The following is a 13,004-nucleotide window of genomic DNA, read 5'->3' on the forward strand; positions in this document are numbered from 1 at the left end:
ATCATGGCCGATATCAACCCGCGCCAGTCGGATACCAGCAAGTTTCCCGACCCTGTCTATAAGGAAACCGTGCTGCGCCCGCTTTTCGACGGCGCCAAGAACCACCATGTCGACGGCTTCCGCCGCATAGACCGTGCTCATCTGGTCATGTTGCGCGAAACCGGCATTCTCGATGCCGAAACAGCGACCAAGATCGCCGGCGCGCTTGCGGATATCGACAGGACCATCGAGCCCTCCGAGCTTGTCTATACCGGCGAAGTCGAGGATTTCTTCTTCCTGATCGAGAAGGAGCTGAAAGCCCGCATCGGCGTCGATGTGGCAGGTCGCCTGCACACGGCCCGTTCGCGCAACGATATCGATCACACGCTGTTCAAGATCGGCCTGAAGGACAAGATCGACACGCTCACCGCCAAGGCGCGTGTTCTGCTGAAAGCGCTGATCGATGCCGCCGAGCGTAATCAATCAAGGCTCATCGTGGCCTATACGCATGGGCAGCCGGCCCAGCCCACCACCTTCGGCCATTACCTCTCTGCCGCCATCGAAGTGTTGATCCGGGATATTGACCGTTTCGCGGAGGCACGCCGCATCGTTGATCTTTCACCGATGGGCGCTGCCGCCATCACCACCTCGGGCTTTCCCATCGACCGGGCGCGGGTTGCCGAATTGCTGGGCTTTGCCGCACCCTTACGCAATTCCTATTCCTGCATCGCCGCCGTGGATTATACGACGGCAACCTATGGCGCGATCGAACTGATGTTCCTGCATCTCGGCCGGCTCATTCAGGATTTCCAGTTCTGGACGAGTTTTGAGGTCGGCCAGATCTACGTGCCGAATTCGCTGGTGCAGATTTCCTCGATCATGCCGCAGAAACGCAACCCGGTGCCGATCGAGCATCTGCGCCACCTCGCCAGCCAGACATTCGGCCGGGCGCGGACCGTGCTGGATGTGATGCACAACACCCCCTTCACCGACATGAATGACAGTGAGGGCGAGACGCAGGGCATGGGTTACGAGGCCTTCACTTCTGCCGGGCGGGTTCTCGATCTGCTCGCCAGCCTCGTTGGCCAGATCAGCATCGATCCTGAAAGGGTCGACCAGAATATCCGTCGATCCTGCATCACCATCACGGAACTGGCGGATTCGCTTGTCCGCATCGAAGACCTGTCGTTCCGCCAGGCGCATGAGATTGCCGCGACCGTCGCCAAAAGCGTCGTCGCCTTGAAGGGGGATCTGCCGAATGACGGATACCAGCCGTTCCTCACGGCATTCAGTGAACTGACGGGACGCGAAACCGGCATCAACGAGGACAAATTCAGGCAGATCGTCTCGCCGGAACACTTTGTCGCCGTGCGCGCCCGTTTTGGCGGCCCGGCGCCTGAACCCATGCGGGAAGCGATTGCGGCATACCGCGACAGGCTCGGCGCTTTTGATGCGGAAGCACAGCGATTCGCCGATCACGAAGCAGCAAAAGCCGCCGAACTGGCAGAGAAATTCACCGCCCTGACGGGAGCGCGATAATGGCGACAATCGAACTCAATAAACTCGTGAAGCGCTACGGCAAGGTCGAAGCGGTCAAAGGCATAGACCTGGCCATCGAAGACGGCGAGTTCGTCGTTTTTGTCGGCCCTTCCGGCTGCGGCAAATCCACCACGCTGCGCATGATCGCCGGGCTGGAGGAGATTTCCGATGGTACGCTGAAGATCGCCGGTAACGTCGTCAACGAGAAAGAACCGAAACAGCGCAACATCGCCATGGTCTTCCAGAACTATGCGATCTATCCGCATATGACGGTTCGCCAGAACATCGGTTTCGGACTTTACACATCGAAGCTCGACAAGACGGAAAAGAACCGGCGCATCGAAGAGGCCGGCCGGGTGCTGGGGCTTGAAGCCCTGCTCGACCGCCGTCCCGCGGCCCTGTCGGGCGGCCAGCGGCAGCGCGTCGCCATTGGCCGCGCCATGGTGCGCGATCCCGCAGCCTTCCTGTTCGATGAGCCTCTATCCAATCTCGATGCGCAGTTGAGATCGCAGATGCGCATTGAAATCAAGCGTTTGCACCAACGTCTTAAGACGACCACCGTCTACGTCACCCATGATCAGGTAGAAGCCATGACCATGGCGGACCGTATCGTGGTGATGAAGGACGGCCATATCCTGCAGGTCGGCACGCCGACGGAACTTTACGAAACACCCGTCGATATCTTCACCGCCCGCTTCATCGGCAGCCCCTCGATGAACCTGCTGCGAGGAACCAAAACAACCAGCAGCGTTGCGCCCTCCGCCACGGGTGAGCTTCTGATCGGCGTCCGGCCACATGATCTGCTGGTCGGCGAGAACGGTGCCGCACAGGGAACGTTTACGCTTGAGGGAACGGTAACGGCGGTCGAGCCGCTGGGGCCAGAGACGCTCGTTCATCTGGATACCGACACCACCTCGGTGATCGCCACGGCCCGGGGCAAATCCATTCCCGTTGTCGGTAGCCGGTTGCAATGCCGGGCGGAAGCAGGTTCGCTTTATCTTTTCGATGCGAAAACGGAAAAGCTTCTGGGCCGCGCATGATGACAACAGAAAAAACAGCCGTCATCAGCATCGGCCGGATCTATTGCGACCTCATTTTCACCGGGCTCGATGAATTGCCTGTGCTCGGCCGGGAACTGTTTGCCCGCGATATGGAAATTGCTGCCGGCGGCGGCGCCTTCATTGCCGCCGCACATTTTGCCCATATAGGCCGCCCGGTTGCGCTGCTGGCAAGGCTCGGCACCGATACGTTTTCGCGCGATATCGGTGAGAAAATGGCGCAGAGCGGCATCGACCTGCAGTTTCTGGAACATGCGGCAGATGCCGGACCGCAAGTCACGGTCGCGACAGTGGTTGGTCAGGACCGGGCATTTTTGACGCGCCGCGCCGGTGCCGCCCGGCCGTCAACGCTGGATGCTGCCTTTGCATGGGACAGGGCGCAGCATCTGCACATCGCCGAATTTGCTACTCTGCACGAGATTCCCGATCTGGTCTCACGCGCCAAGGCGAGCGGATTGTCAGTATCGCTCGATCCAAGCTGGGATGCTTCGCTGATCTACGACAAAGGCTTGCTCAGGGCCTGCGCCGGCATCGACGTGTTTTTGCCCAATCTCGAAGAGGCCGAAGCAATTACTGGTCATTCTGACCCGGAAACCGCGATCCGCGCTCTGGCAGAGACGTTTCCCGTCGTGGCCTTGAAAGGCGGCGCGCAGGGCGCGTGGGTTTCCTCTCAGATGGGGCTGCAGCATTTGGCGGCCCAGAAAGTCCCGGTTATCGATACGACCGGCGCCGGCGATGCCTTTAATGCCGGTTTTCTTGATGCGTGGCTTCAGGAGCAGGACGAACAGCGCTGCCTCAAAGCCGGGGTCGCGGCGGGCAGCCTTGCCGTGCAGGCGGCAGGCGGTGCACCAAGGGTGACCGCCGCCGCTTGAGGCATCCAGCCTGTTTCACTCTCCGCGCGGAAAACGCTGATTTTCCTCCAGCACGTTGAGGTCCATGTGGTTGCGCATGTAGCGCTCCGAGGCTTTCTGCAGGGGCTGGTAATCCCACGGATAATAGGCGCCGTTGCGCAGCGCCTTGTAGACCACCCAGCGCCGTGCCTGGCTTTCGCGAACGGCGGCGTCGAACACCGGCAATTGCCAACGCCGGCCAATCTCGGCGGAAAGCAATGAGAGTACATCGCTGAAAGCGGGATCGCCGGCAAGGTTGGTGCGCTCTTCCGGATCAGCCTCGAGATCATAGAGCAACGGCGGATCAGCCTCGCAGACCGACAGCTTGTAGCGGCCGTCCCTGATGGCGACGAGCGGTGCGATGGAGCCTTCTGCGGCATATTCCATCGGCACCGGGCCACGCCCGCCGGTTCCCTTGGCCAACGCCGCCAGATCCTCGCCATCCGTCCAGCGTTTGAGTGACGTAATATCAAGCCCGGCAAGTCCACACAGCGTCGGCGTGACATCGAGTGTCGAGACAGGGGCATCGATCAAAGCCGGCTGCCAGCCGGGTGCGGCCACCATCAGCGGCACACGGGCGGACCCCTCGAAAAAACACATCTTGAACCACAGGCCACGCTCACCCAGCATATCGCCATGATCTGACAGGAAGAGGATGATCGTGTCCTCCTCCATCCGCGTCGCCTTCAGAACCTCGAGGATTTCGCCGACCTTTTCGTCGATATAGGAGATATTGGCGAAATAACCGCGCCGTGCCCGGCGTATCTGCTCACCTGTGATCTCGAACGCCCCGTGATCGCAGGCTTCCAGCAACCGCTTCGAATGCGGGTCGTGTTCATCGAAGGAAAGCGCTTCCGTCTCTGGGTCGAGCGCCGGGCAGTCTTCATAGAGGTCCCAGAATTTGCGCCGCGCCACATAGGGGTCGTGCGGGTGGGTGAAGCTGACTGTCAGGCACCACGGCCGGTCGTCAAGGCGGCGCGACAGGTCGTAAAGCTTGCGGGTGGCGTTATAGGCCACCTCGTCGTCATACTCCATCTGGTTGGTGATTTCGGCGACACCTGCGCCAGTCACCGAGCCGAGATTGTGATACCACCAGTCGATCCGCTCACCCGGCTTGGTATAATCGGGTGTCCAGCCGAAATCGGCGGGATAGATATCCGTCGTCAGGCGCTCCTCGAAGCCATGCAACTGGTCCGGGCCGACGAAATGCATCTTTCCCGAGAGGCCGGTGTAGTAACCCGCAGCCCGAAGGTGGTGCGCATAGGTCGGGATATCCGAAGCAAATTCGGCGGCATTGTCGTAAACCCGCGTGCGGCTCGGCAATTGCCCGGACATGAAGGAGGCGCGGGCCGGCGCGCAGAGCGGGCTTGCCGTATAGGTGTTGGCGAAGCGGACGGACCGCTTCGCCAGTGTTTTGAGATGGGGTGCGTGGAGGAAATCGGCCGGGCCGTCGGGAAAAAACGTCCCGTTGAACTGGTCGGCCATCAGGATCAGGATATTGGGACGCGGCATTTCCACTTTCCGGCTTAGAGACCAAGCTTGCCTTTGACGGCGTCCACACCCGGCTTGCCATCCAGCGTGGTAACGCCCTGCAGCCAGCCATCCAGCGCCTGCGGATTGGCCTTCAGCCAGGCCGCTGCCGCCGCCTTCGAATCCTCGCCACCGAGAATTGAGCCCATCAGGGTATTTTCCATGCCGATATCGAATTTCAGGTTCTTGAACAGCGTCGCCGCATTCGGGCATTGCTGCGGCCAGCCGGTGCGGGCGAGCGTATAAACTTCCGCGCCGCCGAAATTCGGACCGAAATAGGCGTCGCCGCCGGAGAGATAGGCGATATCGATCTTCTCATTCATCGGATGCGGCGCCCAGGCGAGGAAGACCACCGCCTTCTTGTCCCTGCCCGCCCGTTCCACCTGCGCCAGCATGGCCTGTTCGCCGGATTCGACGAGCTGCCAGCCCTTCAGGCCGAAATCATCGGCGTCTATGATCTTCTGAATATTCTGGTTGGCCGGTGCGCCCGGCTCGATGCCGTAAATCTTGCTTTCGAATTCGTCAGCATGTTTGGCGAGATCGGCAAAATCCTTGACGCCCTTTTCCGCCATATAGGCCGGTACTGCCAACGTGAACTTTGCACCCTCGAGGTTCTTCATCATCACCTCGGCCGCCTTGGCGGCATTCAGATCGTCCACGAAGGATTTCTGCGCCGGCATCCAGTTGCCAAGGAAAACGTCGATTTCGCCGTTCTTCATCGCCTGATAACCGATCGGCACCGACAACGTCTTGACGTCAGCCTCATAACCCAAGGCATCCAGCAGCACGGAGGCGACGCCATTGGTGGCGGTGATGTCGGTCCAGCCTGGATCGCTGAGGCGGATCGTCTTGCAGGCCGCATCATCGGCTGCCTGAAGCGGGGTGGAGAAGGCCGCCACGGACAGAAAAAGACCGGCGGCGATGCGATGCAGATGAGAAATGGTTTTCATTGCGGCTCCCCTTTTATCAATCCAGTTTATTGAACACCACGTTGCTTTTGCCTGTGAAGCGGGTATTTTTCGATAGTTGATATAAGGAATTTTAATGTCAGACCGGCCGCTTGATCTGGGATGGATGCGCATTTTCACCGAGGTTGCCCGCCGCGGCAGCCTGACGGCGGCGGCTGCATCCCTGCGGCTGACGCAGCCGGCCGTAAGCTATCAAATACGCCGGCTGGAGGAGGAACTGGGTGTAGCGCTCGTGCAGCGCAGACATCGCGGCATAGAACTGACGACGGAGGGCCAGAGGCTGTTCGAGATCGTCTCGCGCAATGTCGACGCCATCGATCTTCTGGCGCAGCAGCTTCGCCGGACCGAGGAACGCCAGACCATCCGCCTGCACACGGATTATGCCTTCTCGTCCCTGTGGCTCATCCCGCGCATGCATGGTTTTCGCGCGCTCAACCCGGACATCAACATCCAGATCGTCGCCACGCAGGATCCGCTCGGCCAGGGCAAACACGACAGTGATGTGATGGTGATTTTCGGCACGCAGCAGGAGGCGGGCGAAGGAGCGGTATTGCTGCTTTCGGAAAAGGTCACACCGGTCTGCTCGCCGGCGCTCCTGGCGGAAACGCCGGCACCGGCAGGTGTCGCTGATTTTTCACGCCATAAACTCATCCACCTCGAAAACACCTCGCAAGCGCACTGGTTCGACTGGGCTGCCTATTTCAAGCATTTCGGCGTGCATCGCGGTGCCGAGCATGATGGCGGCGATATCAGCTTCAACAATTACACCATGGTGGTGCAGGCAACCATTGGCGAACAGGGTTTCGCGCTCGGCTGGGCCGGACTGGTCGATCCGTTGCTGGAGGCCGGCGTGCTGGTGACGGCAGGCCCGAGCCTCGATGCGCCGGGACGCGGCTACTGGCTGATGCGGCCGAAAAGCAGCGACAGTGCGGTAAGAAAACTCACCGGCTGGCTGATCGACGAGCGACGATGATGCCGCCCGCCAGCCCATACTGTTTGCGGTTCAGATGGGATAATGCAGCGGCCCATCCTGCAACGTGACCCAGCGTAGCTCGGTGAATTCCGCAATGCCCGCCGTACCGCCGAAGCGGCCGTATCCGGAGGCCTTGACGCCGCCGAAAGGCATCTGCGCCTCATCGTGAACAGTCGGGCCGTTGATGTGGCAAATGCCGCTTTCGATGCGGGCGGCAATGGAAAGCGCCCGTGCCTGATCCCTGCCGAAAATCGCCGCGGAAAGACCGAACTCGGTTTCGTTGGCGATGCTCACCGCCTCGTCAATGCTGCCGGCCCGGATGATGGAGACGACGGGACCGAAGCTTTCCTCGGCATAAAGCCGCATGGCGGGCGTGACGCCATCGACGGCGATCGCATCCACCATCGTGCCATTGCCGCCGCCGCCCGCGACCAGCCGCGCCCCCTTGGAAACGGCATCATCCACCAGCGCCCGGATGCGCGATGTCGCTTCGGCGCTGACCAGCGAGCCGAGCGGGGTTTTGCCCTCACGCGGATCGCCGGCCGTGAGGCTCGAAGCTTTTTTGGCAAAGGCCTCGACAAATGTATCGGCAACGCTGTCGAGCACGATGATGCGCTCCGTCGACATGCAGATCTGCCCCTGGTTCATATAAGCGCCGAAGGCAGCAGCCGCGACAGCCGCATCGATATCGGCGTCATCAAGCACGATGAACGGCGCCTTGCCGCCAAGCTCCAGCAAAGCGGGTTTCAGATAACGGCCGGCGGTTTCGGCGATCACCCGGCCGACGCGGGTCGAGCCGGTGAAATTCACGCGTCTAACGGCGGGGTGCGCGATCAGCGTATCGACGATCTTCGCCGCATCTTCCGGCGCATTGGAGACGGCGTTGAGCACGCCCTTGGGCAGACCGGCCGAAGCGACGGCTTCGATGATCAGCGCATGGGTGCGCGGGCACAGTTCCGAAGTCTTCATGACAACCGTATTGCCGCAGGCAAGCGGCGTGGCGATGGAGCGCACACCGAGAATAACCGGCGCATTCCACGGCGCCATGGACAGGACAACACCTGCCGGCTGGCGCAATGCCATCGCCATGGTTCCCGGACGGTTGGAGGGAATGATCTCGCCCTTGATCTGGGTGGTCAGGCTTGCCGCCTCCACCAGCATATCGCTCGCCAGTTTGACGTTGAACCCGGCCCAGGCATCGGTTGCGCCAATTTCGTCCTTCATCGCCTGGGTAATGTCAGGCCCGGCGGCGAGAAGCGCCTGCGCGGCGGCCAGAAGCAGGCGGCGGCGTTCACCGGGCGGCGTTGCCGACCAGACGGGAAAGGCAGCGGCCGCGGCATCGGCCGCACTGGTGGCGTCCTCCACCGTTGCCGCCGCCGCACTGGTCGCCACATCGCCGGTAATGGGGTTGCTGCGTTCGAAACGCTTGCCGCTCGCGGCCGGGCAATGATCGCCGCCGATGAAAAGATTGACAGTCTGCATGGTCTTTCTCCTGAGTTCAGACAATGGCGGCGGTGGTGCCGCCGAGAAACGCCCGTTGCACGGCTGGATCGGCGGACAGGGCTTGCGCCGTGCCTGCCCCGACGATCCGTCCTGCTTCCAGCAAATAACCGCGATCGGCAAGCGCAAGGCTTTCGCGCACATTCTGCTCCACAAGCAGAATGGAAAGGCCGCTCTTTTTGATCTCCGCCAGGGCGGCAAAAAGTTCCTGCGTAACGATGGGCGCAAGGCCAAGGCTCGGCTCATCCAGCAGCAGATAATCCGGCGCCGACATCAAAGCCCGCCCGATGGCGACCATCTGCTGTTCGCCGCCGGACATGGTGCCGGCAAGCTGCTGCCGCCGCTCCGCAAGACGCGGAAACAGTGCGAAAATATGCTCTCGTGTCGCCTTTTCCGCTGAACGGGCATGGCGAGGATTGGCCCCGAGACGGAGATTGTCCTCCACCGTCAGCGCCGCGAAAATTCCGCGCCCCTCCGGCACCAGCGCCACGCCCCGCTCCACGATCTGATGGGCGGGAACAGCGGCAAGCGACGAACCGTTGACGCGCACTTCGCCGGAGGCCGGAGCCACCAGGCCGCCGACCGCTTTCAGCAGTGATGACTTGCCAGCGCCATTGGCACCGAGCAGCACCACCGTTTCGCCCTTGGCGACATTGAGCGATATGCCGTCAACCGCGAGATGTTTGCCGTAACGGATTGTCAGTGCGTCTATTTCAAGCATGTGCCGCTCCCAGATAGGCGGAAATGACCTGCGGATCATCAAGCACCAAGGCCGTCGGCCCATCGGCGATCTTGCGACCGGCCGCCATGACCACGGATCGCGGGCAGAGTGCGCGCACGGCGGCCATGATATGTTCCACCAGCAGGATCGTCGTACCCTGCGATGCCAGCCGCCGGATCAGCGCTATTCCTTCCTGCAGCTCCGTGGGGTTGAGGCCCGCAAGCCATTCGTCGAGAAGCAGAAGCTTCGGTTCACCCGCCAGCGCACGCGCCAGTTCCAGCCGTTTCTGGTCGATATAGGTGAGATCGCCGGCCGGCATGGTTTCCCGCCCGGTAAGACCTATTCTTTCGAGGCAGGCGCGCGCGACCGTCTCCGCCTCGGGACGCGAAAGCCGCTTCGGCCCGAACATGGCCGATACGGCAACGTTTTCAAGCAGGGAAAGCGACGGCAAAAGCCGCACCAGCTGGAAGGTGCGCGCCACGCCGGCGCGCGCAATCACATCCGGCCGCTTGCCGGCAATCTCCTGCCCTTTGAGCCGGATCGACCCTTCGGTGGGCTTCAGCGCCCCGGAGATCAGGTTCATCAGCGTCGTCTTGCCGGAGCCGTTCGGCCCGAGCAGCCCGACGACCTCGCCGGCCTCGATTGTGAGGCCAAGGCCATCCACTGCCTTCAGCCCGCCGAAGGTCTTGCGGATATCGGTGATTTCGAGAACGGCGCTCATGCGGCTTTCTCCTTTTTGCGCAGCTTCTCCAGCGCCGCCAGCACGCCATCCGGCAGAACAAAGACGATGAGGATGAAGAGAGCGCCGAGAATGATGGAAAAATGATTGGGGAAGTTGGCGCCCAGCCACTCGAACAGCAGGAACAGCGGCACCGCACCGAGAATGGGTCCCCAGCGGCGCGTGGCTCCGCCAAGCAGTGCCATGATAACGGTGAGGAACGATACCTGCGGATTAAAGACGATGGCCGGCTCGATATAGACCCAGCGCGGGGCTTGAATGGCGCCGACAAGCGTGATGATCGTGGCAGACAGCACGAAGAGCGTCAGCTTGGTGCGGGCGAGATTGATGCCCGCATGGGCGGCCACGACCTCGTCGTCACCGATTGCCTTCAATGCCAGTCCGAGCTTGCTGCGGTCAACCAGGATCACCAGCAGAAGGGTGATGACAGCCAGCGCCAGCAATTGCCAGAGCACATGCTGCGGCTCCAGCGGCAGGAAGATGTAACGCCCGAGCGTGCCGGTGACAGTCACCTCGTACCAGGTGATGAGCTGGCGGATGAGTTCGGCAAGACCGAAGGAAAAGATCACGAAATAAATGCCGGCGACGCGCAGTGTGGAAAGCCCGACGACAAGCGCCAGCGCCGCGCCGACAAGGGCCGCGCACAGGAGCACCAGCGGCCATGGCAAAACCTCGCTCAGCACCGCCACCGTATAGGCCCCGACACCGAAGAAGGCGACGGTGGCGAGCGAAATATAACGGGTCGGACCGGAAAACATCGCCCAGGCGGAGGCGAGCGTCGCATAGCCCAGCAGGCCGATGATGACGCCGACGCCATAGGCATCGAAAAAGAAGGGCGAAAGCGCCAGCAGTGCAGCTGCGGCAAGGCTGATGAGAAGCGGGATCATTTGCCCCTCCTTGCGAAAATGCCTTCCGGACGCCAGAGCAGCACCACGAGGAAAAGCAGATAGGTGGCGGCAAGCGTGAGGCCGGGATCGACATAAACGAGCACGAAAGTTTCCACGAGGCCGAGCAGCAGACCGGCCACCAGCGCGCCAAGCAGATTGCCGACACCGCCCATGATGACGACGACAAGCGCCTTCATGGTGAAGACCACGCCATAGGAGGCGGAAAAGGTCTGGTACATCGAAATCATCACGCCACCCGCCACGGCGAGGGCTCCGCCAAGGGCAAAGCCGATCGAGGCCACACGGTTCACATCAATGCCGACCAGCGGCGCTGATTTGGGCGCCAGCGCCACCGCCCGCAGGTTGAGACCCCAGCGGCTGTGGGTGAGCGCCAGATAAAGCCCGCCGCCGATCACAACCGACAGGCCGAAGGATAGGAGCCGGTTCAGCGCCACCGTCGTGCCGAAGATGTCGACGCCATTGGCAAGATAGGAATAGGAATGGTAGTTGCCGCCGAACACCACGAGCATGATGCCCTGGATAACGAAGAGCAGCCCGAAGGTCGCCAGAATGGAATCGACTTCCAGACGGCCGGAGCCGCCCGAACGGCGCACGAGCGGCCGCATCATGACCCGGTAGATCGCGAAAGACAGGGCGTAACCGAGCGGCACGATGATGAACAGCGACCAGAGCGGCGACAGGCCATAGCTGGAAAACAGCACGAAGGCGATGAAGGCAGCCGCAATCAGCACTTCGCCATAAGCAAGGTTCATGATGCGGGCAATGCCATATTGCAGCGAAAGTCCAAGCGCGATCAGCGCATAGGTCCCTCCCAGCATCAAGCCGAAGATGAGGGTGGATAAAAACAAGGGAATGTCTCCAGTCTGGAACATGGCCGAAGCCTGCCGGCCGGGGTTCACGGCCCCGGCCGGCAAAGGCTCACCATTGCGGCTTCGGAATGATCGGCTTTGCCGCGCCTGAACGGTCTGCCGGTGCAATCGCCACAAAGCGGTCACCTTGCCATTGCCCCGCCCACCAAAGCTGCCGAAGCTGGTTGTCCTCAAGCTTGACCGGGCCGATGACGGTGTCGAAGCTTCCCGTCGAAAGTTCATTTGCCACCGCCGCCTTGTCGAGGCCGACGCGTTGAACGGACTGGGCCAGCATTTCGAGGCTCGCATAGGTGATGGCGCTTGCCCAACTGTCCGGCTTGGCGCCGATGAAGGCCTCGTGGCGCTTGAAATAATCCTCGATCCTGTCGCTGCTGCCATCAACGCCGCCGATGCTGATCACGCCTTCCTGCTTGCCATCGGAGACCTTCGGGAAGATCGGGAAAGCACCGCCGACGCCGACATAAAGAACCTTCGGGTTAAACCGGGCCGTCTGCGCCTGTTTCGTCACCGCAAAACTGTCGGGCGGATAGGAAAAGGCGATGAAGCTGTCGGCACCGCTCGCCGCCGCCTCGTTCACAAGTGCTGCGAAATCCGAGGTGCCAACCGGATAAGTCTTGTCATAGGCGAGTGTGAAACCCGCTTCCTTCAGCGCCGGTCGCGCAGCCTTGATGAGATCGATGCCGAAACCGTCAGCCACGGAAATCACCGCGACCTTGTCGTTGATCTGGCCGGCCTCGCGTGCGGCTTTCAAAACGTCGGCCAGCGCATTGGCATAATCATGGCCGCCGCCCAGCATCCAGAAGCTCTTCTTCCAGCGCGCGGCAAATTCGGGCGCCTTGTCGGTCACACCGGTAACCGCAAGCTGCGGATAACCGAAGCGCTCATAAAGCGGTGCGACGGCCAGATTGAAGCCCGTGCCCCATGGCGGCAGAATGAAATCGACCTTGTCCTGGCTGGCCAGACGCTCGGTGAACCGCACCGCATCCTCGGCCGAGGAACGGTCGTCATATTCGACCACTTCCACCGGCAGGCGCTTGCCATCCGGCAAAGTGAGGCCGCCGGCATCGTTGACCTCCTTCACCCATAATTTGTAGTTTGGAATGGTGGTGATGCCAGCACCCGTGGCATTGGCGCCGCTTTTTGAAACGGCATAACCGATCTTCACCGATGTGCGGTCCTGCGCATTGGCAGCACCGAAAGATACCGCCGACAGGGCAGCACCGGAGAGCAGGCAGAACAGCGTTCTGCGCTTCAGATTATTCATGATGTTCCTCCCAAAGCGCCTTATCGGGGTTGCCGTTCTCCTCAAGGTTTTCCCCTGCGCTGAGCA

Annotated in this window: 12 protein-coding genes; 4 read left to right on the forward strand and 8 right to left on the reverse strand. The window is 61.4% G+C overall.

What is annotated here, in order from left to right; all coding sequences use genetic code 11:
- The first annotated feature begins 3 nt into the window (after positions 1-3).
- From argH to M0412_RS21075, 3 genes are read left to right on the forward strand one after another with little or no spacing between them, the layout of a single operon-like run.
- A complete protein-coding gene (gene argH, locus M0412_RS21065; RefSeq protein ID WP_269699941.1) occupies positions 4-1,518 on the forward strand; it encodes an argininosuccinate lyase in 1,515 nt (504 codons plus the stop codon).
- Entirely contained in the window at positions 1,518-2,558 is a 1,041-nt protein-coding gene (locus tag M0412_RS21070) for an ABC transporter ATP-binding protein (RefSeq protein WP_269699940.1), read from the forward strand. Before argH ends, M0412_RS21070 begins: the two co-directional genes overlap by 1 nt.
- Positions 2,555-3,448, forward strand: a complete 894-nt coding sequence (locus tag M0412_RS21075; RefSeq protein ID WP_269699939.1) for a carbohydrate kinase family protein — start codon at positions 2,555-2,557, stop codon at positions 3,446-3,448. The genes M0412_RS21070 and M0412_RS21075 overlap by 4 nt, the downstream gene beginning before the upstream one ends.
- A 15-nt stretch (positions 3,449-3,463) precedes the next feature.
- Here the strand turns inward: M0412_RS21075 and betC are convergent, their stop codons facing one another.
- Positions 3,464-4,978 carry a choline-sulfatase gene (betC, locus tag M0412_RS21080; RefSeq protein ID WP_269699938.1) on the reverse strand — a complete coding sequence of 505 codons (1,515 nt, stop codon included), beginning with the start codon at positions 4,976-4,978 and terminating at the stop codon, positions 3,464-3,466.
- Positions 4,979-4,992: 14 nt separating this feature from the next.
- Complete coding sequence (gene choX / locus M0412_RS21085; protein WP_269699937.1) at positions 4,993-5,946, reverse strand: choline ABC transporter substrate-binding protein; 954 nt, start codon at positions 5,944-5,946, stop codon at positions 4,993-4,995.
- Positions 5,947-6,040: 94 nt separating this feature from the next.
- Here choX and M0412_RS21090 point away from each other — a divergent pair, with 94 nt between their 5' ends.
- A complete protein-coding gene (locus M0412_RS21090; protein WP_269699936.1) occupies positions 6,041-6,937 on the forward strand; it encodes a LysR family transcriptional regulator in 897 nt (298 codons plus the stop codon).
- A gap of 30 nt (positions 6,938-6,967) precedes the next feature.
- Here the strand turns inward: M0412_RS21090 and M0412_RS21095 are convergent, their stop codons facing one another.
- From M0412_RS21095 to M0412_RS21120, 6 genes are all read right to left on the reverse strand, one after another.
- Entirely contained in the window at positions 6,968-8,419 is a 1,452-nt protein-coding gene (locus M0412_RS21095; RefSeq protein ID WP_269699935.1) for an aldehyde dehydrogenase, read from the reverse strand.
- A 16-nt stretch (positions 8,420-8,435) separates the two neighbouring features.
- Positions 8,436-9,158, reverse strand: a complete 723-nt coding sequence (locus M0412_RS21100; RefSeq protein WP_269699934.1) for an ABC transporter ATP-binding protein — start codon at positions 9,156-9,158, stop codon at positions 8,436-8,438.
- Positions 9,151-9,879: an ABC transporter ATP-binding protein gene (locus M0412_RS21105; protein WP_269699933.1), complete on the reverse strand. Its 729-nt coding sequence runs from the start codon at positions 9,877-9,879 to the stop codon at positions 9,151-9,153. The genes M0412_RS21100 and M0412_RS21105 overlap by 8 nt, the downstream gene beginning before the upstream one ends.
- Positions 9,876-10,784: a branched-chain amino acid ABC transporter permease gene (locus M0412_RS21110; protein WP_269699932.1), complete on the reverse strand. Its 909-nt coding sequence runs from the start codon at positions 10,782-10,784 to the stop codon at positions 9,876-9,878. Before M0412_RS21110 ends, M0412_RS21105 begins: the two co-directional genes overlap by 4 nt.
- Positions 10,781-11,653: a branched-chain amino acid ABC transporter permease gene (locus M0412_RS21115; RefSeq protein ID WP_269699931.1), complete on the reverse strand. Its 873-nt coding sequence runs from the start codon at positions 11,651-11,653 to the stop codon at positions 10,781-10,783. Before M0412_RS21115 ends, M0412_RS21110 begins: the two co-directional genes overlap by 4 nt.
- 70 nt (positions 11,654-11,723) lie before the next feature.
- Entirely contained in the window at positions 11,724-12,938 is a 1,215-nt protein-coding gene (locus tag M0412_RS21120; protein ID WP_269699930.1) for an amino acid ABC transporter substrate-binding protein, read from the reverse strand.
- Positions 12,939-13,004: the final 66 nt, after the last annotated feature.

It is taken from the genome of Agrobacterium sp. O3.4, from assembly GCF_041414895.1.
Taxonomy (GTDB): domain Bacteria; phylum Pseudomonadota; class Alphaproteobacteria; order Rhizobiales; family Rhizobiaceae; genus Agrobacterium; species Agrobacterium cucumeris.